The sequence below is a fragment of the Acetobacterium wieringae genome (genome assembly GCF_023700225.1).
Classification (GTDB): domain Bacteria; phylum Bacillota; class Clostridia; order Eubacteriales; family Eubacteriaceae; genus Acetobacterium; species Acetobacterium wieringae.
In genome coordinates this window covers 1,854,754-1,879,391 of sequence record NZ_CP097897.1, presented here as the reverse complement: position 1 = coordinate 1,879,391, position 24,638 = coordinate 1,854,754, and the positions used below count along the sequence as shown (strand labels likewise).

The window sequence follows — 24,638 nt, the reverse complement described above, 5'->3', positions numbered from 1 at the left end:
AGAGATGAACTTGTTAGAAAATAATTGTGTGAACAGCAGCATGATAAATGAAACCGGTTTTATGATAAAAAAGCGTGATAAAACAATGGAAAAGAGCATCCAGTTTGGCGTTAAGCATATTGAAGAAAAAATCGAACTGCTGATGCAGGAAGAGGTGGAAGTTTCAAACTATTTGGATGATGTGGCAAAAACCTATTCGCAAATCACCAACATCAGTGAAATGACAACCAATATTAATGACGATTTTAAGAGTTTCAGTTCCTATGCCAATCAGATTAATACGGTTATCGATAACTCGGATACGATGATTAATCAAACCGGCACAAATGTAACCGAACTGGCAAACAATATTTTACATACCAATGATCAACTTGATAACATTGCCGAGGTTTTTTTGCAGTTGGAAAAAGACTTTGCCAACATTAAGAATATGTCCAACGGTATTAATGGTATAGCGATGCAATCCAACCTGCTGGCTTTTAATGCCTCCATTGAAGCCGAACGGGCTGGTGAGGCGGGCCGGGCTTTTGCCGTGGTCGCCCAGCAAATGCGGGTCTTATCGACATCGACCAAGGAACTGGTTGATGGTATTGATGACAGCGTCAAAGCGCTTTATAAGAGCATCAAAGATGTCAATATTGAAATTCAGGCGTCAAAGTCTGCAAGTATGGCAAATCTGCATAAAGTTAATGCGGTAAAAAGTAATATTACCCAAGTTAGCGAGTGTACCGATGAGGTTAAGAATTTCAGCAAACAGATCATCAAAGGCATTGATGCCACCAGCGAGCGGATCAATGGTGCAGCAGAAGGGTTTGGGGCCATTTCAGAGGTTGTCGATTCGTTTGGTGAAAAAATTGATACGCTTAATCAAAAAATGAGCAAAAAATCCACCATTATCTGCAGTGTCATTGATTTTCTGCAACAAATGGAGAACATGCTGGCTGAACTGGTCACAGATTAACCCGTTTCTGAAGGTGCCGATAGAATAAAAAATGGTGCGTTTTGATGCGAGGAGTGGGTTGCTATGGTATGATCACCTATTTGCTTTAAAATAGAAAAAATTTCGTGTTAAAGACGTTGCACGACCGGATTGTTTGGATCTGGTTGGACAACGTCTTTTTTTCCCCAGCTAGCCGTCTAAGGTTCAGTCAACGATGAATAAGCCTCAGGATTTATGCAAAAATAGATAAAAAAAACTGAACTGTTCGAAATATTAACGTCTAAATCATTTTTTTGTTTAAATTCCCTAAATCGGTGTATAAATGACAGGGAATAGGCCTTAATTGGGTAATCTGTAATGATATTGCAACAGATTATTAAATAAGTGGATGCTTTAGCCGATCTGGGCGAAATAATTCAGTTTGTGGTAGACAAAAGATAGTTCAAGAAAAATCGAAGTACGTGAGGTGACAAATGTGACAAGAAATTTCGAAAACGAACCAATGGTGGAAGTCTACATTTTTGAAACGATCCAAAATCTGGAGCAGCTGGAGCAGGTGATCATCTGCAGTGAAAAAAACGTTGGTTTCACCCCGGATGATGTCAGTGAGATCTTTCGGTTTATGCATACCATCAAGGGCTCATCGGCAATGATGCTATTTGATAACATCGAAAAGGTGGCCCATGCAATGGAGGATGTTTTTTACTATATCCGTGAGCAAAAACCCTCCGGACTGGATTTTTCGGCAGTTTCTGATCTGGTGTTGTCATGTGTAGATTTTATTAAAGCGGAGATCGAAAAAATTACCAATCGCTATGACGCCGACGGTGACCCTGCTTTTCTAATTGAATCTTTAAAGGTGTTTTTAGGCGAATTGCGGCAGATCTTTGGCGAGGAAGACAGCCAAAACCGGAGCCAGCAAAAAAAGCAGCAGTATTACATCCCTCAAGAAAAAAAAACAGAGCCCACTGCTGCGTCACCAAATCAGGACAGCGACGGGAAAGCTGCGGGTTCCTGCTATCAGGTGATTATTCAATATGAAGACGACTGCACAATGGAAAATATCCGCGCTTATACGCTGGTCTTCGGGTTGGCCGAGCTGGCCGAAGAGGTTTATTATTTACCAGCCGACATTGCTGAGAATCCCGACACAGCGGCCTATATTCGGGAAAATGGTTTTGAAATCTATTTTAGAACCGAGCTGGGCTATGAAGAAATCAAATCTCATTTTGAAAATATTATCTATGTGGAGCAGCTGCTGTTCCGGGAAATTGAGGATGAACGGCTGGATCCATTCAGGCAACCGCAGGCGCCGACAGCACCCCCAGAAAGCTTTGTTCTGCCGGAACCAGCTAAACCAGTATCGTCCACCGCTGCTTCTGAGGATATCCCCAAAAGCAGTGGTGGGGCCACCCAGAAGATGATCAGCGTCAATGTGGATAAACTGGATAATATGATGAATCTGGTGGGGGAACTGATGATTACCGAATCGATGGTCACCCAATGCCCGGAAGTGGAAATGATTCAGTCAGAGAACTTTCATAAAGCAGCCATTGAGCTTCATAAAATCACGGTGGAACTTCAGGACATGGTCATGTCGATTCGGATGGTGCCACTATCGACCACCTTTGTCAAAATGAACCGGATTGTCCGGGACATGTGTAAAAAACTCAACCGGCAAGTGGTACTCGATCTCTATGGCGAAGAAACCGAAGTCGATAAGAATATCATCGAACACATTTCCGACCCGCTGATGCACATCATCCGCAATGCCATTGATCATGGTATTGAAAGCGAGCAGGAACGGTTGTCAAAAGGCAAGGAAAAAGCCGGGCGGATCATTCTCGAAGCCAAAAACGTTGGCAGTGATGTGATGATTATTATTAAGGATGATGGCCGGGGTCTGGACAAGGAACGAATTCTTAAAAAAGCCCGGGAAAACGACCTCTTGACCAAACCCGAAGCGGAAATGAGCGACCGGGAGATTTTTAAACTGATTCTACTGCCAGGCTTTTCCACCAAAGAAAGCATTACCGAATTTTCCGGCCGGGGAGTGGGTATGGATGTGGTCACCAAAAATCTCGAAGAGGTTGGTGGCACGGTACTGGTGGACAGTGAAATAGACCGGGGCACCACCATCACCCTGAAAATTCCCCTGACCCTGGCGATTGTTGAGGGGATGAACATCCGGGTCGGAAAGTCCCGCTACACCATCCCGATAACGACGATTTCTGAATCCTTCCGGCCCAATCTAAAGGACTGTATGATGGATCCGGACAACAACGAAATGGTGATGGTGCGGGGGCAATGCTTCCCGATCCTGCGGCTCCACAAGCATTATCAGATAAAAAATGCCGAAACTGATCTGACCAAGGGGATTCTGATTATGGTGGAGCAGGACGAAAAGGTGATCTGCGTATTTGCCGATGAACTCCTGGGGCAGCAACAGGTGGTGGTTAAAGCACTCCCCAACTATGTCAATGCCATGAAAAAAGTTCTGGGATTGGCTGGTTGCACCCTGCTGCCTGATGGCAGTATCAGTCTGATTATGGATATCAGCGGCCTGACTGGTTTACGGGTTCAATAACCGCCATGGATCAAATCAACTTATAAATTGGAGCTCACGTCAGTTTCGCAATGACCTAATATTTGTATGGATAGGAGTGGTACGATGATAAAAGAAGCGACCGAAGAATTTGATCAGGACGATGATCAACAGGGGATGTATTTAACCTTTGAGCTGGCTAATGAGTACTACGGGATATGGATTGGTTATGTGACCGAGATTATTGGCATCCTGCCTTTTACCGAAGTGCCGGAGCTTCCGGCCTATGTCCGGGGGATCTTCAACCTCCGGGGTCGGATTATTCCCTTAATGGATATGCGTCTACGGTTTCAGAAAAAATTTGTTGCGTATGATGAACGATCCTGTGTGATTGTCATCGATGTCGGAAAAAATACCGTTGGTCTGATCGTAGACAGTGTTTCAGAGGTGATTTCGTTTGAAGCAGCAGACATTATTGAACAACCAATGCTCAGTTCAGGCATTTCCAACCAGTTTATTAAGAGCATCGGCAAGGTGGGAAATGAGGTCAAACAACTGCTGGACTGTGACAAGTTATTATCCAACCAGGAAGTGGAAATTCTAATCAATCAGAAAGATGAGAGGTACAAGGATGAGATGGTTTTATAATCTGAAAATTGGCACAAAGTTGATTCTCGGTTTTGTTGTGGTTGCATTGATTGCTGGCGGTATTGGGGTGATGGGCGTTATCAACATCCAGACGGTGGATCGTCAGGACACCTATCTCTATCAGAAAATGACAGTACCTCTGGGTGAACTGATTTATATCACCGATGCTTACAAAGGCATTACCAACGATGTCAACGGGATTATTTTATCCGGAAATGCTGATGAAATCGCCCGGTTGGAAGCCAGTATTCAAGAACAGAATACGGTGTTTGATGGTAAAATGCAGAGTTTTCAGACGACACTGATTTCCGAAGAAGGTAAAAAGCTGGTGGAAAGCGCCATTGCTCAAAAAGAAAAGATGAATCAGGCCAGTGCCGCAATCATTGCCCTGGTACGACAGGGAAAACAGGCCGAAGCCATTGCGCTGATGAAGAATGGTGACTATGCCAGTGCCGCCGCCCAGATGGAAAGTGATATTGCCCGGATGATTGAAATAAAACTTCAGGTGGCTGGCGAAACGGCCGATGGCAATAGTGCCATTGCCAGTTCCTCAACCTTTATGACCATTATCTTGATCGTTATCGGGATGGTTCTTTCGATTCTGCTGGGGATCTTTATTGCCTCCACCATCAAAAAACCGGTCAATCAAATGGTTGATGCTTCCAAACGAATGGCCGACGGCGATCTGGATGTCGCCATTGACATTACTACCAAAGATGAAATGGGCGATCTGGCCAGCGCCTTTAATCGGATGGCCACCAATATCAATGAGGTGATGGTCAATATTAACGAAGCCACTGAACAGGTCGCTTCAGGTTCCCGGCAGGTTTCGGATTCCAGCATCTCCCTGTCTCAGGGTGCCACCGAGCAGGCCTCTTCGATTGAAGAACTGACAGCCTCGATTGAAGAGATCGCTGCTCAGACCCGGCTCAACGCCGAAAACGCCGAGCAGGCCAATCAGCTGGCTGAAGATACCAAAGAAAATGCCAACCAGGGCAACAGCCGGATGCAACAAATGCTGGGCTCCATGGAAGACATCAGCGAATCCTCCAATAATATTTCCAAGATTATCAAGGTAATTGATGAAATCGCCTTCTAGACCAATATTCTGGCGCTGAATGCCACAGTTGAAGCGGCCAAAGCCGGACAAAATGGCAAAGGCTTTGCCGTTGTCGCCGTAGAAGTTAGAAATCTGGCGGCCCGGTCGGCCAGCGCCGCCAAGGAAACTACGGCCCTGATTGAAGGTTCAATCAAAAAAGTCGAAGGTGGCACTAAAATTGCCAATGAAACGGCGGCTGCACTGGTTTCGATTGTAGACTCGATTGAACAAGTCTACGGGCTGATTAATAATATTTCGGTGGCCTCCAATGAACAGGCGATTGGTGTGGAACAGATCAATCAGGGCATTACCCAAATTGCTAATGTTGTTCAAGGAACCTCGGCGACCTCTCAAGAAACGGGCCGCCAGCGAAGAATTGGCCAGTCAGGCAGAACTCCTTAAAGAACAGGTGTCCCGGTTTAAACTAAAACGGAGCGGTTTCATGGGTGCGACCGGTTATGAAAACGTCAGCCCTATATGATGCGAATGTTTGAAACCATGAAAGAACAAAACCGCCAGTCGGTTAAAAAGCGATCCGGTCAGAGCACCCATGCGCCAGTCCCAAAAACCATCATCCTCAGTGACGATGAGTATGGTAAATACTGACAGCCAGTCATCGGGATAGGGCTATGACTTCAGAAAAAACGTGACGGGAGTAATCAGATGGATGAAATGAGACTGCATCTCAAAAACAAAGATAAAGCCTGGCTGGTGTCAACTTTAAATAGCGCTGGCGATGCGATCATTACCTGTGATTTGGATAATCAGCTGGACTTTGCCAATGCTGAAGCCCTAAGAATACTGGGGCGGCGACTGTCGGATGTTTTGGGTAAACCCCTAAATGACGTATTGCGTCTGTATCGGGATGGTCAACAGGAACCGATTCAATTTTGGGAATATGGCGAAAACAATCAAGTCACTACAGCCGTGGGACTGCCCCGACGCAGCTATTATCTCCGGCCGGACGGCCATAAAAGCTATTTGTCAGCGCATTTGTCGCCACTGCCCTTTAAAGCCTTTATGAACATTGCCCGCGAGTCTTTTCTGGAAGATATCCAGAGTCATATGAAAAAAGCGGATCAGACCCGCTTTATCGATATTCTCAAAGATTCGCTGGAAGAACAATCCAACTTTAATATGGAGCTGGAACTATTGGCCCCCAACAATACCTATCGCACCTTCCGGGGAATGGGTCGACCCTTATATGATAAAAACCGGGAATATGCTGGCATGATTGGGATGTTTCTGGATATCCATGACGAACGTTTTGCTGAAGAGTTGTTTATAAAAAGTCAGAAGAAATACTACTCGCTGTTTAAATACATGGACAGCAGTATTTCCTATTTCAAAGCCCTTTATGATGAAGGCCGAAATCTGGTTGATGCCGAACTGGTGGAAATGAATCTGCTACGGAAAGACTCTTTGGCATCAAGCGGGATGAGGTTATTGGGCACAAATTATCGGAAATGGGGTTTTTGGAAACCGAAGAAAGTCAGGGTTTGTTCAATCGCTTTCAGGAGGTCTTTAGTTGCGGAGAAAACATCCAACTGGAAGAATATTATATGATTCGCCTGAAAAAGTGGGTGGAGGCTTCAATATATAGCCCTGAAGCTGGATATATTGCGGTGCTGTCATCTGACATCGACAGCAAGAAAAAAACCGAGATTAAACATTGCCCGATCGGAGGAGGCCAATCGGGCCAAAAGCGAGTTTCTGGCCAATATGAGCCACGAAATAAGAACGCCACTCAATGGCATTGTCGGGATGATTGATCTGACCGCCCTGGAACCACTGACCGAGGAGCAGCAGGATAATCTGCGGACTGCCAAGGTCTGTGTCAGCTCGCTGATTGGGATCATCAACGACATTCTCGATTTTGCCAAAATGGAAGCCGGAAAATTGATGATTAATCCGATGAGTTTTAATCTCATGGATCTGATCGAATCGACGGTTAAAGCCCATAAAAAACATGCACTGGAAAAGGGTCTTGACTTATCGGTCGACTATCGTAGCATCATTTCAAACTTTGTCATCGGTGACAGCATGCGCCTTAAACAGATTATCAATAATTTGCTCAGTAATGCCATCAAGTTTACCAATACCGGTTCGGTTAAAATTATAGTCAGTCAGGAACCCGTTCCTGAAAAGAATTACGAAATTATTCAAAAAATTGCCATCACCGACACTGGGATCGGCATTGATGTAAAAGACTATTCCATGCTTTTCAAGAGCTTTACCCAGATCGACGGTTCCTATACCCGGGAATACGGGGGGACCGGTTTGGGGCTGGTGATCACCAAGCAGCTCTTGGAAATGATGGGTGGTGGTGTGACCTTCAGCAGTCAACTGGGGGTCGGAAGCACTTTTTCCGTTTTTCTGCCAATGCTTGTTACTAAAAAACCTGGGCAAACTGCTATGGATACCCGGGACGACAGCAGTTTTTCAGAATGTCAGATCCTATTGGTGGAAGACGATCCGGTCAATCAGATTGTTGTAGCAAAATTGCTTAAAAGCATGGGTGCCGTTGTCGATGTGGCGGAAAATGGCGTAGCGGGTATTGATGCAGCGACCCAAAAAAAGTATGATCTCATTCTAATGGATATCCAGATGCCAAAGATGGACGGCCTTGAAGCAAGCCGGATCATCCGAGGGGGCCAACATTACAATCCTTCAGATGGGTATCTATATAAACAGGAAAACCATCTTAATCAGAAGACACCCATTATTGCCCTGACTGCCTTTGCCTTGAAGGGAGATGAAGCGTCATTTAAAACCAGCGGGATGGATGGTTATCTGTCTAAACCGGTGGATCGCTTTGAGATGCAGAGCCTGCTAAAAAAATATCTGGATAATAAGCAGCAAGCAAAAAATCAATTTGTGCCACTCGCAACCAATCGCTTTGATGTGCACGTGCAGCTGATGTCGGAAGCTGCTTTAATAAAACCACCCAAGCCAAATGGGCAGGATCCGAATGCGGTTACACAAAAAATTGATCAGTTGCAGCAACTGTTGGATCAGGAAAATCTGGAACTAATGGAAGTGATTGCCCATCAGCTAAAAGGAATATTTGAAGGAATGAATGCGGAAGAATTAAAAAATCTGGTTTTTAAAATGGAACTTGCAATCCGCAAAAGCCGGATCGGAGCAGTCAGTGAATACATGGAACAAATCTCAGCAATCTGGTATGCGCAGAATGCCGGAGCTGCCCGGGAGAATTGAAATGAAACGAATTTTAATTGTGGAAGACGACATGGTCAGTCGCAAATTCTTGGCCAAATTTTTAAGCCGCTATGGCGACTGCGATATGGTGGTGGATGGACTGGAAGCCATCGATGCCTATCTCCTGGCCAGTCAGGATGGCCACCCCTATGATCTGATCTGTCTGGATGTGATGATGCCAAAAATTGATGGCATCCAGGTTTTAAAAACCATCAGGGATCTGGAACGTCAGCAAGGCATCCCGGAAAACGAAGCCTGCAAAATAATCATGACCACCGTTCTGGGAGAAACCCCGGTGGTTCAGTCAGCCTTTGATTATAACTGCAATGCCTATGCATCAAAACCCCTTGACATGAAAAAACTGACAGCAGTATTGGGGAAAATCGGATTTATTTAAATGGGCTTATCCCGTTGGAGAACTGTTTGCACTACTTAATCAGAAAAAAACCGCAATCGCCAGCGACTGCGGTTTGATGATTTATAGAGTTTTGGCGTAGGTGCCAATTTTTTTATCAACGTTTGATATATGCTTGGTCAGCCAATTTACAATCATCTGATTGGCGTTAATAATCAGGGTGATATTTCCACCGGATTCCTGATAATCTTTTTTTAGTTTGGCCAGCTCTTCAATAAACGCCTTGTGTAATTTTTTTTGTTCTTCAATTTCGGGATAGTTTATTTTGGCCATGTAAGCTTCTTCATCTTTAAAATGCTGCTTGGTATAATCGTCAAGAAAATCAAACATTTGTGCAATAACTTCCTTGGATTTTCCGGTCTTGCCGGCTTCAAAAAGTTGATCTGCTTTTTCAAACCAGATTTTATGCTGTGAATCAATGTTGTCTACGCCCACTGACAGAGCTGGTGTCCATACGATTGCCATATTCATTCTCCATTCTAAATTAGATTTATTCCAGTATAGCTTTTTTTAATCGGATTGACAAGAAAATTATTTACTGAAGAAGATGATAAATTCCGAAAAAACATCAGCAACACCGGCAAAATTCAGTATTTACAAGAGCCCCGGTCTGAGTTAAACTAGTCTAAGTATTTGCCGTTGTTGGGCATCGTCAGACGACGGGTGAATGCGGATAACAGGATTGAGGATGTGGAAAAATGATTCAAATCACCGAAAAAGAATTTGCCATGTTAACGGAATATATTCACAGTGAGTATGGTATTGAGTTAAAAAAAGAAAAACAACTTCTACTGATGGGGCGGCTTCACAAGCTACTGGTGGAGTTGGGCTTTGATAGCTTTACCGACTATTATCATTATTTAATCTCTGATAAAACCGGAGAAGCCAGTTCGGTGCTCATTGATAAGGTTTCCACCAACCATACATTTTTTATGCGGGAGCCGGAGCACTTTGAGTTCTTTAAGAATACCGTGTTACCTTATCTCAAGAAAAAAAAGGAAGCCGAAAATAACCGTGATATCCGGCTGTGGTGCGCCGCCAGTTCCACTGGTGAGGAGCCGTATACGCTGGCGATGATCATGGCCGAATTTTTCGGAACTGAGGCACATCTTTGGGACAAAAAACTGTTGGCAACCGATATCTCCAACAAGGTTCTGGATACCGCTAAAAAAGGCATTTATGAAAAAGATCGGGTACAGGTACTCCCGCCTAACTGGAAATTAAAGTATTTTCAGAGTTATGACAGCAACCACATGATGATTGTGGATGCGATCAAGAATGAAGTGATTTACCGTCGTTTCAATCTGATGACGCCTACTTTTGTTTTTAAGAAAAAGTTTGATGTTATCTTCTGTCGTAATGTGATGATTTACTTTGATCAGGCAACCAAAGACCGTTTAGTCGAAAAGATGTACAATTATATGGAGCCCGGAGGCTATCTCTTTATTGGTCATGCCGAGTCACTTAATCTGAAACAGACCAATTTTAAATTCATTATGCCAGCGGTGTATCGCAAGCCCTGTTAATTTTGCCATCACCACCTGGAACAAACGCAAAAAGTAGAGGAGGATCGGTTATGGAACAACTAAATAAAGTAACTGCAGGAATGCAGGCGAAAAAAAATACCGGATTAAAGATCGTGTTTTATCTGAAATAGGAGCCCTGGAATGGCCGTGCTTTTTCACCATTACCCGCAGAGTTCGGTCAGCCGAGCAAACCGTTATGGAACTGACCAGAGAAGCACTTTTAAAAACCTATGCCCCGGTGGCGGTGCTGGTGGATCAGTTGGGAACGATTCGCTATGTTCACGGTCATACCGGGTTATTTTTAGAGCCGACGCAGGGTTATGCCGGGGTCAATAACATTTTAAAAATGGCCCGTAAAAAATTCCGTCGTGATTTGAATAAAACGCTCTACCAGGCTATCACCCGTCGCTTAGCGGTTGATTCTCCGATCATTGCAGTCAGACGGAAAAAGGCTACCGAGGGGCTTATCATTCGTGTGTTGCCGCTCTTAAAAGAAAGCTCCCCGGCCCAGAAAGAAGATTTTTATCTGGTCATCTTTGAACAGAATCCGGCAGTAGAAACTGTTAACAGTATTGAATTGGGCAATAACGCAGCAGTTGATCAGGAACTGATGGCGATTAACAGTGAAATTTCGTTAAAAAAAGCCGCCCTGACGCAGATCACAGCGGAGTTGGAGACTAGCCGTCAGGATCTCGATTTATCCCGCAGCAAACTCCATACCGTGAAGGCGCATCTTTTTGATGCCGAAACCGAATTTCAAACACTGACAGAGAAAATCCGCCAATCCCAGAAAGAACTGGAAATTCTCCAGAACGAATTGTTGGCCTCCCAAAATGAACTGGAAGCAAACCAAGCAGTAAAACAACCCATCGCTGAAAAACGACTGCCGCTACGGGCAGAATTGGATAACCTCAAAAACGAGATGCTCATGGCAGACCTGGCCCTCAAAGAAAAAGAAAATGTGCTAAAACAATTTAATGGCTCCGATCAGCCCATAGCAGATACGCCTGCCAGCGTCAAACAGGAAACAGTTGAGCCAGAACCCAGTGTCAAACCGTTTGAGCCGGAGATTGTACCAGATATAACAATTGATGAGTACTTATCAATAGCCACCGATTATCACTCCAAGCCAGATTCCTTTAACGACCAAGCCTCCTCGCAGGCACCAATTGAAAAGGGAATGGGGTTTTTCTCAAAAACTGAACCGAAGCCATTTTTTCAAAAAAATCCAGGTCTCAGCTTTGACAATGAAACTGATCTCGTTAATCAGGCGGATGGCACAAAAGAACTTGTTTTTAAAGATTTTGCTGAATTTCAAACAGCCGCAAGCCATGGCTATCGCCATGATTCTGAGCTAAAGTCAGTGGTTATTCCCGAGGGTGTTGAGGTCATCAAACGCAGTATGTTTTATCAATGTACTCAGTTGGAACGGGTGATCATTCCCAGTACCCTGAAAGTTATTGAAGATTTTGCCTTCTACGGCTGCGAGTCGTTAAAAAGTATTAATTTAGACAGTGCCAGAGTTCTGGAAAGGATTGGCACCTCTGCGTTTGAAGGCTGCCAGCTCGTTAATACAACTGGTCATTCCTGATGCCGTAATTGAAATTGAAGAAGCGGTATTTCTTGGCTGTCAGCGCCTTCAATCCGTTGCATTTCTTGAAAATAGTCAACTGGAAACATTGGGCAGTCATGTCTTTAAAGATTGCGTCTTAATCAGTGAAATGATCCTGCCAAATCAGTTAAAGCATATCGGTATTAGCTGTTTTTATGGCTGTGACAATCTGAATGTAATTCATCTGCCTGATGAATTGGAAACCCTCGGGGAATATGCTTTCTATGGCTGTAACGCACTGGAGAAAATTGACGTCTCTAATCAGAAAATCCTTAAACAACCCGGCTTTTCAGTCGGATTTCCAGACGGGGTTAAACTTTAGTCTAAGGTCTTGACAATGTTAAAAAATTACAGGACACCTTCAGTCAGGTTGCGTTACAAATAATAATGATGCAAAAATTATAGTCAAAAAAAGTAGAATCTTAACGTTGGAAATGTTACAATATATAAATATTCCTGAATAATACAGGAATATTTTAATTAAATCTAAGATTAAAATAATTTTGGAGGTTGAGGCTTAGTGAGTAAAAATATGAGTGTCGTAAATATTGAGACCATCAATGAAGATAACCGAAAAAAACTTGAAGAGCAGTCATTTGAAGAAGCCGTACTAGCTTTGACTGAGAAGTTGGAGTTGGCAAATAGCCTGCTAAAAACCATGCTTGAAACCACCCATGAGTTTCTTGTTTTCGGTCTGGATCGGGACTATCGGTATTTAAGCTTTAATAATCGACATAAAGAAATGGCAAAAGATCAATGGGGGGCCGACATTGCAATTGGAACCCGTATTTTGGATATCATTAACAGTAATGAGGAACGGGATAATCTACGGGGATTTTTTGATCGGGTGCTGGCTGGTGAACAGTTTTCGTCTCTTGAAGAGTATGAGGGTGATAGTGGGAATGTCATTGTTGGTAAAAATCATTGGGCACCAATCAAAAATAGCAATGGTGAGATTATCGGGATCCTCTGCTTTATGCAGGATGTCACCGAGCACCGGAGTTTCATCAAGGAGATGCTTAAAGAAAAAAACAGTCTTGACCAGAACATGGAATCCTTGTCCTTTTATGATCAATTAACCGGTGTATACAACCGCAAGTTCTATGAAAAAGAGCTGCAACGAATGGATGAAGAGCAATACTACCCACTATCGATCATTTTTATGAACATCAATGGCATGTCCAAGATCAATAGTGAGTATGGTCACGCTGTTGGCGATATTCTCATGCGAAAAGCAGTTCAGGTTCTTAAGTATGGCGTTCGGGGCGATGATGTGGTGGCCCGCTACGAAGGTGACGAATTTGTTGTTCTGATGCCCAGAACCGAAGGTGCCAAGGTTGAGCGGGCTTTGGAGCGCTTTAAAAAGAGTCTTGACGAAGTTAAGGTTCAATCCATTAAATTGTCGGTTTCTTTTGGTTTTTATACCAAGTACGATGAGTCAGATAATACAGAGTCGGTCATCAAAGCCGCACAACGACAACTGGAACGGCAGAAAGAACTCGATTATATCTAGTAAACTTCAGACACTCTTACAGAAAGCGTTACCTCTAAACCATTTTGAACCAATTTTTATCATGCGTACGTAGCATTTGGCTGACGTGCGCTTTTTTGCGCTCAAAAAACAGTTGGATAAAAGCGAGCGCATGTCAATCATTACATGAATATTAGCTCTTTGTTATTGATTATTTTGCATCTTAATGTTAAAATAAAAGCATCAATCTGCAAACGTTATTATCGCAAAATACGAATTAAATAAAATTACCCCGATATCAGCAAGACGCACAATTGAAGGAGGAAGACGGAGGAAAAAATGAGCCAGGAAATCGGTAATGTACTAAAAGAAATGATAAAAGAAAAGAATATGACGAATTTTTCACTTGCTAAAGAAGTGGGGGTCGATCGCTCCACCCTTCAGCATTTCTTGTCAGGCAAGCGCCGTCTTAATCTAGAGGATCTTCAGAAAATTATGGTGGCTTTAAACCTGAGCAAAGATAAAAAGAAGTTATTATACGCCCTTTATGAGAATGAGTATGACGATTGCGAAGTTCTCAAAAACAGTCATGATATCTTTGCTCTTTATAACGCAATCAGTGCTCATACCAATCAGAAGAAAATGTGGATTGAGACGGAAGAGTATCTGGTAAAAACCCAGTTAGCTTCAGAAAAAGTTCGGATTATCAACGGACAGGTAAAAATTGAGGGAATTATCCGAAGTTGTTTTATGGAAGAAATGGGGCGGAGTGAAGATGCCCATGTCATCATGTCAATCAATTTCAAACACTATTTTTTGTATGAGTTAATTATGCGGATCAGTTGTCATAATCATCGCTGCGGAAAAATTCAGAATATTATTCCCTTAGTCAATAAGAAAAAACTGGGAAATAATCTCGACATCCTCAAAACCGTTCTATTACTAAAAAGTCTCACAAATATTGATTATGAGCCGTACTATTTCTACTCAGGAACCAAAATATATGATGATATCAGTATTATTGTTCCCAATTATTTTATCACATCAAAGCAGGTAATCACCATTGACCGGGATTTTGAAAGTGCGATTATTTATGAAGATCCTGAAATTTTAGACTATTACCAAAAAAAATCCCAGATGATTCTGGGAAAATGCATACCTTTTGTTGAAAAAGAATCAGCACAATGGGTCGACCACACCCTGCCAGCATTTGAAAAAATAAAAAAAAGCACCATCTCAGAAAAGTTCATTGCATTTGATCAGCTTGAAACGATCCTGGATCAAAGCGCCAATCCGCAAAAGAAGGGTGTTGCTACTACGATCTCACCTCAGGAAACAGGTGGCATTCTTCGATCTAGTATTTCGGTACTGCGAGACGGCGTAGTTGGCAGCGAAAAAAACCTGTGCATCCGCTATCATGTCAATGAAGAAGTCGTTGAATTTATCATACTCAATCGGATGAACCAGAGCATCCAAAAACTGATTGTCAGAGAAATTGGAATCGTAATTATATTTAGGGATTTCTTAAATTATCTGCCCCAGAGTGTCCATGTCTGTTCACCTGAAGAAGTAAAAAACAGCCTCCGAAATATCCGCAGTGTGGTTAACGGAATAAAGCCAGTTTGAGCGGGTTTTATTCTGTACGGTTCAATTTATTTGAGTTATGCATTCAATGTTTAAATCGTACTAAAGCTTCGTAAAAAACACTTGACGATATTAAATTGTGATGTATAATAATTGCATACAATGTAATATCGCAAAGGAGAACGATCATGAACATATATGATTTTACCGTAAAAGACGCCACTGGCCAGGATGTTTCCATGAAAGAATATCAGGGTAAGGTGTTATTGATTGTCAATACCGCCACTGGTTGTGGTCTAACCCCACAATACGCCGGACTTCAGGAGCTATACGATACTTATAAGGATCAGGGCTTTGAGATTCTTGATTTTCCCTGTAATCAGTTTGCCAATCAGGCCCCCGGTTCTGATGACGAAATAAAGAGTTTTTGCGAAACCCGATTTGGTGTCACTTTTAAGATTTTTCATAAAATTGATGTCAATGGTGACAACGCCGATCCGTTGTTCAATTTCCTAAAAAAGGAGCAGGGAGGAATGTTGGGTTCCAATATAAAATGGAATTTCACTAAATTTCTGGTAAATAAACATGGCCAGGTCGTTAAACGATTTGCGCCAACCGATGTGCCCGAAAAAATTGAGAATGATATCAAAAAATTATTAGCCGAATAATCCCCTGTGAAAAATTGCCTGCAACAGAATTGTGATGTATAATGATTGGTATACTATTTCAAAGGAGTGATTGACTTGAACAATGATCAACTGAAACTGGAAAACCAATTGTGTTTTCCGCTTTATGCCAGTGCCAAAGAGGTGGTTAAACGTTATAAACCCTATCTGGATGAAATCGGACTGACCTATACCCAATATCTGGCCATGATGGTACTGTGGGAACATAAAACCATCAATGTGAAAAAAATGGGCGAATATCTCTATCTGGATTCGGGAACCCTGACTCCGTTATTGAAGCGTCTGGAATTAATCGAATTAATTGAACGAAACCGTGATCCCAATGACGAGCGAAACGTGATTATTAAACTCACCCCAAAAGGCGAAGCCCTCAAGAAACCTGCCAGTCAGATTCCAGATAAAGTTAAAGAATGCTTACCCATCACCCAAGAGGAAATAATTACCCTATACCATATATTATATAAGTTATTAGGAACTAAATAAGGAATACCATATTGATTCATTATGCTAAGGCTTTAGCCCCGTTTATTTGGTTAAAAAAAATACTAACAAATGCTCAGTAAATTAAACTGAGCATTTTTTGTACAATGAATCACAAAATTCATTACTTTATTTAAAATAGACGACAAAACAATCCCCTTGATTAAAGTATTAGAATGTGGTAATGTGTAGGTAATTAGCAATTAAAAACCAGTTAAAGGAGTAACATTCCTGACTGTTCGCAGAGCAGGTACAACTGTTCATTTTTCGTCATTCAGAATAATTAAGCGTTAATCGAATTTTTGACGATAGAAATTCGATTTAAGGCGTTGGAAGCAAAACAAAATAAAAAAGAGTTGACATATTAGAAAAGTCTAATATAATAATGATAGGCTGATTTATTATGTTGATGCAAGGAGAGTTTTTCATGGAAATGGATTTGAAAGATCACGAGGTTACGGCAGAAATTCTTAAAGCACTGGGACACCCAGTCCGCTTATGTATTACAAAGGGGTTGATCGCCAATGGCAGATGCAATGTTTCCTATATGGAAGAGTGCCTTGAAGTTTCCCAATCAGGGGTTTCCCAACACTTATCAAAGCTGAAAAATGCTGGCATTGTCAAAGGCTACCGGACAGGAAATGAGATTTATTACGAAGTCATCAGTAAACCAGCTCAAAATATTATTAAGGCATTGTACGGAGAGGATTTATCATGAAAAAAATATTAATTGTTGGTGGCGTCGCCGGTGGTGCGACTGCTGCTGCCCGTCTACGTCGTTTAAGTGAAGATGACGAGATTATTTTGTTTGAGCGGGATGAGTACATCTCTTTTGCTAATTGTGGGTTGCCCTATTATATTGGCAATGTGATTAAAGATCGTCAAAAATTACTGGTACAAACTGTTGATGGCATGTCAAAACGTTTTAATCTGGATATCCGAAATTTCAGCGAGGTTATCAGCATTGATCCAATCGCCAAAACCGTGGCAGTAAAAAACCACCAGACCGATGAAGTATATACGGAAAGCTTCGATAAGCTGATCTTATCGCCCGGCGCAAAACCAATTGCGCCCCCGATTCCCGGTTTGTCAGAAGCCCAAAATGTCTTAACCCTCAGAAACATTCCGGATACCGACAAAATCAAAACCATTGTCGATGGCGGCAAGATCGGACGGGCGGTCGTCATTGGTGGCGGATTTATCGGCGTTGAAATGGCTGAAAACCTCCAGGAGCTTGGGATCAACGTAACTTTGGTCGAAAAAATGAATCAGGTGTTAAAGCCCCTGGATTTTGAAATGGCTCAACTTGTCCATCAGGAAATTAATGCCAATTGCGTTAATCTGATACTGGAAGATGGGGTGGATCATTTCCAAAAACAGGGAACCGAGGTGGTTCTGGAGAGCGGCATGGTACTGCAGGCCGATCTGGTTATTTTAGCCATCGGTGTTGTTCCGGAAAACGCACTTGCAAAAAAAGCCAACCTCAAGTGTGGTCCCCGGGGACATATCGTCACAACTGAAAACTATGAAGTCATCAATGCCCATACCGAAGCCGTTAATCCCGATATTTTTGCCATTGGTGATGCCATTGAAGTAAAGGATTTCGCAACGAAAAACCAAACCGCTATTCCCCTGGCCTGGCCGGCAAACCGTCAGGGCCGGGTTGTCGCCGATTATATTAATGGTATTAAAACAAAAAACGTGGGAATCCAGGGTACAGCTGTCGCCAAGGTTTTCAGTAAAACAATTGCTTCCACCGGCAATAATGCCGCCCAGCTGGATATAAAAAAAATAAATTATCAGGTGGTCATTGCACATCGGGCCAATCATGCCGGTTATTATCCCAATTCCACCAATATTGCCTTGAAACTGCTTTATGATCCAAAGAGCCTCCAAATTTTAGGGGCCCAGGCGGTTGGCCAGGATGGCACTGAAAAACGAATTGATGTTATTGCCACCGCCATGAAAACCGGTGCGACGGTGTTGGATCTTCAGGATTTCGAATTATGCTATGCACCGCCTTTTTCATCAGCCAAAGATCCGGTCAATGTTTTGGGTTATATCGCCAGCAACATTGAAACCGGCGTTTATAAAACAGTAGAATGGTTTGAGATTGACGAGATCATTAGAAAAGGCGGCTTTCTATTGGATGTCCGGACACCAATTGAATTTAGCGCCGGTGCCATAAAAGGTGCTGTCAATATTGAACTCGATACCTTAAGAGATCGCATTGATGAAATACCGATTGCCAAGGACACCCCAATTTATGTCAGTTGCCAGGTCGGCCAACGGGCGTATCTGGGTATACGAATCCTAAAAGGTCATGGCTTCACCAATGTCTATAACTTATCGGGTGGCTACAGCACCTACAAAACAGCCCACTATCAGCTGGCTCAGCCGGATTTCACTATTGGTGAATGCATCCCCAAGAAAGACGAAGCCGATGGCGGCAATGTCGATCACGGCGGTGATGGGAACCAGGTGATCAAAAAAAGGGTGGATGTCACCGGATTGCAATGTCCAGGGCCGTTGATGGCTACGTATGAGGCGATTCAAGGTGTTGAAGCCGGTGATCTGGTGCAGATTATTGCTACCGATTTTGGCTTTGTCAGTGATATCAAAAGCTGGTGCGAAACCAACGGCCATACGCTGGTATCGCAGATAACCCAAGGCAAAAGCTTTGTCAGTGTGATTCGAAAAGGTGATGCTGGCGAAACCTGTAGCCTGATGCCTGCTGTTTCAACTCAGAAGAATGCCACCCTGGTGGTTTTTAGTGGTGAACTGGACAAGGTTCTGGCCTCGATGATCATTGCTCAGGGGGCTGCTGCCCAAGGGAAAAACGTCACCCTCTTTTTTACATTCTGGGGGCTCAATGCATTGCGACGAAGAGACGGCAAAGGTCACAATAAAACCTTTATCGAAAAAATGTTTGGAGCGATGATGCCAAAGGGAGCTGCCCGACTGCCACTGTCAATGATGAATATGTTGGGAGCCGGCCCGGCGATGATTAAGGGCATCATGAAAAAGAAACACGTCGATGACCTCGATACAATGATTAAAAAAGCGCAAAATGCCGGGGTTCGTTTCATTGCCTGTACCATGAGTATGGATCTGATGGGGATAAAGGAAGAAGAATTGATTGACGGGATTGAATTTGCCGGCGTCGGAACCTATATCGCCAGTAATGAGAATGCCGGAACCACCCTATTTGTATAAACAAGAATTTTATTTTTACAACCATTTTATAGATAATACCAAACAGGCTGTTGCAGGATAGAAATTTCTGTAACAGCCTGTTTACATTGCTTAACCAAAGCTTTATTTAAGTAGTTTCGATGCGATTGCGATTTCTTTCATTTGTAAAAATGCTGAACCTATGATAAAATACAGATGGAAGGAAGTGAGTAAAATGCCGAAGTATTGTCCGAGATGTACTTACATTTTGAGTATTGACGATACAAAATGCAGTTTTTGCGGCATGGTAATAACAACAGGAATCGTTGTTGATAAGAAGATCGCTGATGAATTCCTTGAAGAGGAAATGATGGCAAGCGGAAGTTTTTCGCGGGAATTTCTCGATGGCGGCAGGGAAATGACACCGGCTAAAGAAGCAAAGCCACTACAAACGGATGATGTCGTCTTGACAGACGAGTTAATTGCTGACGAGATCATTGGCGACAAATGGTTCAGTGATGAAACGGAAAAAGCTTTTGAAGTTATGAGTCTATCAAGAGGATTATTGGATCAGGGACGGGAAATGATACCTGCCGTTGAAAGGCGAATCCTGACGAGCAATGATGAGCTTTTTGCAGAAGAAATGATTGGAGATGAAATCACAGCTGATGGATTTTTGGCAAATAAAAATCGACCAAATCTCCCAAAATCAATGCAGTTGTGAAGGTGAGAGATGACTAAATGATGATTGATCAAAAGCAATTTGTGAAGATGAGGGAGTGTCCGATGACACACTGATTAAATTACAAGCTTGTCATAGACAAGGTCTGTAATTGTATGATCGTGTGGAATCGGACACTTTTTTAATAGAAAAATCAAAAGAAGTTTGACAAGATCAGTAAATCATACTATAATTAAAACAGAAATTATTAGTTAGGAGTTATTCTTAATCATGAAAAGTAAAAAGATCCAAATGTATACAGATATGATCCGTAGTGTCGGATTAAAAGCCACGCCCCAGCGGATCAGCGTTTTAAAAGTGTTGTCAGAAATGACCTCGCATCCCAGCGCTGATATGTTAATGGAAGCCATCGAAAATCAGGGGTATGTGATGTCAGTAGGGACGATTTATAATATTCTTGAAACCTTCTCTGAAAAAGGTCTGATTTTAAAGTTAAAGGACAATCAGGAAGTAATGCGTTTTGATGCCAATACTCAGTTTCATGTACATATCTATAATAAAGAAAACAACGGTATTTGTGACTACTTTGATCCGGAACTGGAAATCTTACTTTCCGATTATTTTAAGAATAAACTACCGGATGATGTGTCGCTAAACCGTATGGAAGTCTCTCTTTTTGCCTGATCATTATTAAGGAACTTACTACTTTTACAAAAATAAATTTTAACATCAAAAGCCTGATGCCGTGGTATCAGGCTTTTGAATTTTTGGACTTAAATGTTATGATAAATATTTATCTTGAATCATTCTTGACAAATACTTGTTCCAGAAATATAATTTAAACATGATTTTAATCGGAACAGTTCTTTAAAGAAAACAGGTAAGATTAACATCGAAAACAGCTACAAATATAAATTACTGGAGGGTATCATATGAATTCAAATTTTAGTTGTAAAACCTGTGCAAGTGCGGATCAAAAACTGGAAACGTTTATTTCCAATCTCAGCGTGGATACATCGCATCATCGGATGGAGGGGCAAAGTGTCAAATGTGGCTTTGGGCTACAGGGAATCTGTTGTCGGCTTTGTTCCAATGGGCCATGTCGAATCACACCAGACGGACCCAAAGGGGTTTGTGGCGCAACGGCTGACACCATCGTGGCCCGAAATTTCCTGCGTGCGGTTTCTGCCGGGTCGGGATGTTATATCCATATCGTTGAAAACACAGCTCTGTTGCTTAAAAAGACCGCTGCCAGCAAAGGGGTATTAAAAGGCAAGGTTGCTCTGGCCAAACTGGCAGATATTTTTGAAGTGGATGAAGCCGATGAGCACGTCCGTGCGGAAAAGATTGCCGATCTGGTCTTAGCTGATTTATATAAACCGGACTATATCAAAATGGAACTGGTCGAAAAAATGGCTTATAAACCCCGGTTTGATCGTTGGAAAGAATTGGGCATCTTGCCAGGCGGGGCAAAATCGGAAGTGTTTGCCGGGGTTGTCAAAACGTCTACCAATCTCAATTCAGATCCCGTCGATATGTATCTTAACTGCTTGAAGCTGGGTATTTCTACCGGTCTCTATGGTTTAACACTGACGAATCTGCTAAATGATGTGATGCTCGGAGAACCTTCCATCCGTTTGGCGCCAGTGGGCTTACGGGTTATTGATACCGACTATATCAATATCATGATCACGGGTCATCAGCACTCAATGTTTGCCTATTTACAGGAGCGGTTGATTCAGGGGGATGTCATTGAAAAGGCCAAAGCTGTTGGGGCCAAAGGGTTCAAACTGGTTGGTTGTACCTGTGTCGGTCAAGATCTGCAATTGCGCGGCGAACATTATAAAGAAGTCTTCAACGGTCATGCCGGTAACAATTTTACCAGTGAAGCGATTCTTGCTACTGGCGCTATTGATGCGGTGTTATCCGAATTCAACTGTACCTTACCGGGGATTGAACCGATCTGTGACGAATTAAAAATCAAACAAATCTGCTTAGACGATGTTTCCAAAAAAGCCAACGCTGAAATGAAACCCTTTGTTTTTGAAGAAAAAGAAAGCCAGAGTAATGAAATTATCGATTCCGTAATCGAAGCGTATCAGGCCAGACGGGGAGTGGTTGCCTTGAATCTGGATGCCGAACACGGCAATGATGATACGTTAACCGGCGTCAGTGAAGGCTCCTTGAAATCATTCCTGGGGGGAACCTGGAAACCGATGATTGACTTAATTGTCAAAGGTGAAATTAAAGGGATTGCCGGGGTGGTCGGATGTTCCAGTTTAACGGCTGGCGGTCATGACGTGCTGACGGTCAATCTGGTTAAAGAATTGATTGCCAAAGATATTCTGGTTTTATCGGCAGGATGTTCATCCGGCGGGTTGGAAAATGTCGGTTTAATGTCCCCTTCAGCGGCATCTCTGGCCGGACCAAAGCTGCGGGCCGTCTGTGAGAGCCTGGGAATTCCGCCGGTTTTAAACTTTGGTCCCTGTCTGGCGATTGGCCGACTGGAACTGGTTGCCACTGAACTGGCCGAAGCCATCGGCGTTGATCTGCCACAATTGCCGTTGGTTTTATCAGCGGCGCAATGGCTGGAAGAACAAGCACTGGCTGACGGTGCCTTTGGTTTAGCCCTTGGTCTGCCACTGCATTTGGGTTTACCACCGTTTGTAACCGGCAGCCCGGTGGCGGTACAGGTATTTACTCAGGACATGTTAAGCCTCACTGGTGGACAATTGATCATTGATGACAATGCCCAGTCAGCCGCCCAAACTTTGGATGCCATCATTGAAAAGAAACGTCAGGAATTAAACATCTAAGGAGGTGTAATCATGAAACGAATCATCATTGATCGTGAAAAATGCGATGGCTGCCTGAACTGCAATATTGCCTGTATCAGCGCCCATCAAAAAGGCAGTAATTTTTACACCGTCAACCTGCAAAGTCCTGATGCCGAAACCCGGAATTTCATCAAGTTCGATGCCGGGAAGGGTTATCTGCCAATTTTCTGTCGTCACTGTGACGAGCCGGAATGTGTGCTCTCCTGTATGAGTGGAGCGCTGGAAAAGGATCCGGTTAGCGGCCATGTGCAGTATGATGAAAACAAATGTGCTGCCTGTTATATGTGTGTGATGAACTGCCCTTTTGGGGTGTTAAAGCCAGATAAAAAAACCCGGACGAAGGTCATAAAATGTGATTTCTGCGATGATAAACCGGATGGACCCAGTTGTGTCAAAGCCTGTCCCAAACAAGCCATCGTTGTGAAAGAGGTAAACCTATGAAAATTGTAATCATCGGAGCCAGTGCAGCTGGCATCAGTGCAGCCAAAACCATTAAAGTCTCAGCGCCGGAAACAGAAGTCGTCATTATTTCCAGGGAAGACAGCGTTCATTCCCGTTGTATGCTCCATAAGTTTCTGGGGCATCAGCGGGATGCCAAAGGAATCAGCTTTATTGCCGATGATTTCTTTGAGACAACCGGAATAACCTGGCTTAATAATACCACAGTGATCAGCCTGGATCCTGACCATAAGACCGTGACAACCCATGACAATCAGACAATCAGCTATGACAAATTACTGATTGCCACCGGAGCAGGCTACTTTATTCCGCCGATCCCGGGACTGCGGGAATCGAAAAATGTCTATGGCTTCCGGGACTTAAAAGATGCAAAACTTTTAGACCGCGAATGTCAAACAGCAAAGAATGCGGTGGTTATCGGTGCCGGTCTGGTGGGGATGGACGCTGCTGTGGCTTTATTGGAACGGGGATTAAACGTCACCGTCATTGAAATGACTAAGGACGTAATGAGTTTGCAGCTTGATCATCAGGCTGCTGTGGCCTACCAGCAGCTGTTTGAAGAAGCTGGCGCCGAGTTTATCCTGGAAGACAAGGTTGTTTCGGTGGATGTCAATGATGTCGGTCGTGGCACAACAATCCATTTGGCCAGTGGTAAAGCGGTTCCTGCCGATGTCATTGTGATTGCAGCTGGAGTGCGCCCTGCCTTTAATTTTACGCAGGGATCCGGGATAAAAACCAACCAGGCGATTCTCGTTGGTGATGATCTTAAGACGAATATCGACGATATTTATGCCGCCGGAGATGTTACCGGGATTGCCGGGATCTGGCCGAATGCCATGAAACAGGGACGCATCGCAGCGATCAACATGCTGGGCGAAAAATTATTATACGAAGACCGCTATGCCCTTAAAAACACCGTTAATTTCTATGGGCTGACAACCTTATCGTTGGGGAATATCAACCCGGAACCGGAAGAAAACTGTGAGATCCTCATCCGTGAAGACCGCCACAATTATCAGAAAGTGGTGCTAAAAAATGGCGTCGTCCAGGGCGTAATCATGCAGGGCGATATTGGCGGAACGGGTTTCTGGCAATATCTGATCAAAAATAAAATTGATGTTTCCGATAAAAACAAAGATGTCTTTGGTTTAAGCTTTGCTGATTTTTACGATCTCGATCAACAAACCGGTGAATACAAATATGCGGTCTAAAAACCATCGCATGCAAAATACTTAAGACCTCAGATCGCCTCTTTTCATTT

The 24,638-nt window shown here is 43.1% G+C and carries 21 protein-coding genes and 1 pseudogene; 21 read left to right on the top strand and 1 reads right to left on the bottom strand.

Going from position 1 to position 24,638, the window contains the following annotated elements; all coding sequences use genetic code 11:
- The first annotated feature begins 10 nt into the window (after window positions 1-10).
- The 7 genes and pseudogenes from CHL1_RS09200 to CHL1_RS09170 all read left to right on the top strand — a co-directional run bounded on the left by CHL1_RS09200 (window position 11) and on the right by CHL1_RS09170 (window position 8,848).
- On the top strand, window positions 11-961 hold the full coding sequence (locus CHL1_RS09200) for a methyl-accepting chemotaxis protein (protein WP_187389199.1): 951 nt from the start codon (window positions 11-13) through the stop codon (window positions 959-961).
- A 454-nt stretch (window positions 962-1,415) separates the two neighbouring features.
- Window positions 1,416-3,527: a chemotaxis protein CheA gene (locus tag CHL1_RS09195; protein WP_250932471.1), complete on the top strand. Its 2,112-nt coding sequence runs from the start codon at window positions 1,416-1,418 to the stop codon at window positions 3,525-3,527.
- Between the two features lie 84 nt (window positions 3,528-3,611).
- Window positions 3,612-4,133: a chemotaxis protein CheW gene (locus tag CHL1_RS09190; protein WP_148637107.1), complete on the top strand. Its 522-nt coding sequence runs from the start codon at window positions 3,612-3,614 to the stop codon at window positions 4,131-4,133.
- Window positions 4,117-5,838 (top strand): annotated as a pseudogene (locus CHL1_RS09185) (methyl-accepting chemotaxis protein). The gene CHL1_RS09190 and the pseudogene CHL1_RS09185 overlap by 17 nt, the downstream one beginning before the upstream one ends.
- A gap of 57 nt (window positions 5,839-5,895) precedes the next feature.
- A complete protein-coding gene (locus CHL1_RS09180) occupies window positions 5,896-6,798 on the top strand; it encodes a PAS domain-containing protein (RefSeq protein WP_250932469.1) in 903 nt (300 codons plus the stop codon).
- 54 nt (window positions 6,799-6,852) lie between these two features.
- Window positions 6,853-8,451: an ATP-binding protein gene (locus CHL1_RS09175; protein WP_250932467.1), complete on the top strand. Its 1,599-nt coding sequence runs from the start codon at window positions 6,853-6,855 to the stop codon at window positions 8,449-8,451.
- Between the two features lies 1 nt (window position 8,452).
- Window positions 8,453-8,848, top strand: coding sequence for a response regulator (locus CHL1_RS09170; protein WP_070372264.1), 396 nt, complete (start codon window positions 8,453-8,455; stop codon window positions 8,846-8,848).
- Window positions 8,849-8,929: 81 nt separating this feature from the next.
- Here the strand turns inward: CHL1_RS09170 and CHL1_RS09165 are convergent, their stop codons facing one another.
- On the bottom strand, window positions 8,930-9,331 hold the full coding sequence (locus CHL1_RS09165; RefSeq protein ID WP_070372263.1) for a bacteriohemerythrin: 402 nt from the start codon (window positions 9,329-9,331) through the stop codon (window positions 8,930-8,932).
- Window positions 9,332-9,564: 233 nt separating this feature from the next.
- Between CHL1_RS09165 and CHL1_RS09160 the strand changes: the two genes are divergently transcribed.
- The 14 genes from CHL1_RS09160 to CHL1_RS09095 all read left to right on the top strand — a co-directional run bounded on the left by CHL1_RS09160 (window position 9,565) and on the right by CHL1_RS09095 (window position 24,588).
- Window positions 9,565-10,392, top strand: coding sequence for a CheR family methyltransferase (locus tag CHL1_RS09160; protein ID WP_070372262.1), 828 nt, complete (start codon window positions 9,565-9,567; stop codon window positions 10,390-10,392).
- Window positions 10,393-10,588: 196 nt separating this feature from the next.
- The gene (locus tag CHL1_RS09155) at window positions 10,589-11,983 is read left to right on the top strand and encodes a leucine-rich repeat protein (RefSeq protein ID WP_250932465.1); all 1,395 of its coding nucleotides are present in this window, start codon (window positions 10,589-10,591) and stop codon (window positions 11,981-11,983) included.
- Window positions 11,943-12,326, top strand: a complete 384-nt coding sequence (locus CHL1_RS09150; RefSeq protein ID WP_250932463.1) for a leucine-rich repeat domain-containing protein — start codon at window positions 11,943-11,945, stop codon at window positions 12,324-12,326. Before CHL1_RS09155 ends, CHL1_RS09150 begins: the two co-directional genes overlap by 41 nt.
- A 198-nt stretch (window positions 12,327-12,524) precedes the next feature.
- Window positions 12,525-13,517: a sensor domain-containing diguanylate cyclase gene (locus CHL1_RS09145; RefSeq protein ID WP_070372260.1), complete on the top strand. Its 993-nt coding sequence runs from the start codon at window positions 12,525-12,527 to the stop codon at window positions 13,515-13,517.
- Between the two features lie 297 nt (window positions 13,518-13,814).
- Window positions 13,815-15,101, top strand: a complete 1,287-nt coding sequence (locus CHL1_RS09140; protein WP_250932461.1) for a helix-turn-helix transcriptional regulator — start codon at window positions 13,815-13,817, stop codon at window positions 15,099-15,101.
- A 146-nt stretch (window positions 15,102-15,247) separates the two neighbouring features.
- Window positions 15,248-15,727 (top strand): glutathione peroxidase, encoded by a 480-nt coding sequence (locus CHL1_RS09135; protein ID WP_070372258.1) that lies wholly within the window; start codon window positions 15,248-15,250, stop codon window positions 15,725-15,727.
- A 75-nt stretch (window positions 15,728-15,802) separates the two neighbouring features.
- A complete protein-coding gene (locus CHL1_RS09130) occupies window positions 15,803-16,228 on the top strand; it encodes a MarR family winged helix-turn-helix transcriptional regulator (protein ID WP_276520374.1) in 426 nt (141 codons plus the stop codon).
- A 424-nt stretch (window positions 16,229-16,652) separates the two neighbouring features.
- Window positions 16,653-16,943, top strand: coding sequence for an ArsR/SmtB family transcription factor (locus tag CHL1_RS09125; RefSeq protein WP_070372257.1), 291 nt, complete (start codon window positions 16,653-16,655; stop codon window positions 16,941-16,943).
- A complete protein-coding gene (locus CHL1_RS09120; RefSeq protein WP_250932459.1) occupies window positions 16,940-19,441 on the top strand; it encodes an FAD-dependent oxidoreductase in 2,502 nt (833 codons plus the stop codon). The genes CHL1_RS09125 and CHL1_RS09120 overlap by 4 nt, the downstream gene beginning before the upstream one ends.
- A 193-nt stretch (window positions 19,442-19,634) precedes the next feature.
- On the top strand, window positions 19,635-20,123 hold the full coding sequence (locus tag CHL1_RS09115; protein WP_250932457.1) for a zinc ribbon domain-containing protein: 489 nt from the start codon (window positions 19,635-19,637) through the stop codon (window positions 20,121-20,123).
- Window positions 20,124-20,351: 228 nt separating this feature from the next.
- Window positions 20,352-20,765, top strand: coding sequence for a Fur family transcriptional regulator (locus CHL1_RS09110; RefSeq protein ID WP_070372254.1), 414 nt, complete (start codon window positions 20,352-20,354; stop codon window positions 20,763-20,765).
- 248 nt (window positions 20,766-21,013) lie between these two features.
- Window positions 21,014-22,897 (top strand): anaerobic carbon-monoxide dehydrogenase catalytic subunit, encoded by a 1,884-nt coding sequence (gene cooS, locus CHL1_RS09105; RefSeq protein WP_250932455.1) that lies wholly within the window; start codon window positions 21,014-21,016, stop codon window positions 22,895-22,897.
- 12 nt (window positions 22,898-22,909) lie between these two features.
- The gene (locus tag CHL1_RS09100; RefSeq protein WP_250932453.1) at window positions 22,910-23,359 is read left to right on the top strand and encodes a 4Fe-4S dicluster domain-containing protein; all 450 of its coding nucleotides are present in this window, start codon (window positions 22,910-22,912) and stop codon (window positions 23,357-23,359) included.
- Window positions 23,356-24,588, top strand: coding sequence for an NAD(P)/FAD-dependent oxidoreductase (locus CHL1_RS09095; protein WP_250936195.1), 1,233 nt, complete (start codon window positions 23,356-23,358; stop codon window positions 24,586-24,588). Before CHL1_RS09100 ends, CHL1_RS09095 begins: the two co-directional genes overlap by 4 nt.
- Window positions 24,589-24,638: the final 50 nt, after the last annotated feature.

Bases quoted from the DNA above. Each gene is read 5' to 3' on its own strand.
- CHL1_RS09190 (WP_148637107.1), top strand. From the start codon at position 3,612: ATGATAAAAGAAGCGACCGAAGAATTTGATCAGGACGATGATCAACAG.
- CHL1_RS09180 (WP_250932469.1), top strand. From the start codon at position 5,896: ATGGATGAAATGAGACTGCATCTCAAAAACAAAGATAAAGCCTGGCTG.
- CHL1_RS09170 (WP_070372264.1), top strand. From the start codon at position 8,453: ATGAAACGAATTTTAATTGTGGAAGACGACATGGTCAGTCGCAAATTC.
- CHL1_RS09165 (WP_070372263.1), bottom strand. From the start codon at position 9,331: ATGGCAATCGTATGGACACCAGCTCTGTCAGTGGGCGTAGACAACATT.
- CHL1_RS09160 (WP_070372262.1), top strand. From the start codon at position 9,565: ATGATTCAAATCACCGAAAAAGAATTTGCCATGTTAACGGAATATATT.
- CHL1_RS09155 (WP_250932465.1), top strand. From the start codon at position 10,589: ATGGAACTGACCAGAGAAGCACTTTTAAAAACCTATGCCCCGGTGGCG.
- CHL1_RS09140 (WP_250932461.1), top strand. From the start codon at position 13,815: ATGAGCCAGGAAATCGGTAATGTACTAAAAGAAATGATAAAAGAAAAG.
- CHL1_RS09135 (WP_070372258.1), top strand. From the start codon at position 15,248: ATGAACATATATGATTTTACCGTAAAAGACGCCACTGGCCAGGATGTT.
- CHL1_RS09125 (WP_070372257.1), top strand. From the start codon at position 16,653: ATGGAAATGGATTTGAAAGATCACGAGGTTACGGCAGAAATTCTTAAA.
- CHL1_RS09120 (WP_250932459.1), top strand. From the start codon at position 16,940: ATGAAAAAAATATTAATTGTTGGTGGCGTCGCCGGTGGTGCGACTGCT.
- CHL1_RS09115 (WP_250932457.1), top strand. From the start codon at position 19,635: ATGCCGAAGTATTGTCCGAGATGTACTTACATTTTGAGTATTGACGAT.
- CHL1_RS09110 (WP_070372254.1), top strand. From the start codon at position 20,352: ATGAAAAGTAAAAAGATCCAAATGTATACAGATATGATCCGTAGTGTC.
- cooS (WP_250932455.1), top strand. From the start codon at position 21,014: ATGAATTCAAATTTTAGTTGTAAAACCTGTGCAAGTGCGGATCAAAAA.
- CHL1_RS09100 (WP_250932453.1), top strand. From the start codon at position 22,910: ATGAAACGAATCATCATTGATCGTGAAAAATGCGATGGCTGCCTGAAC.
- CHL1_RS09095 (WP_250936195.1), top strand. From the start codon at position 23,356: ATGAAAATTGTAATCATCGGAGCCAGTGCAGCTGGCATCAGTGCAGCC.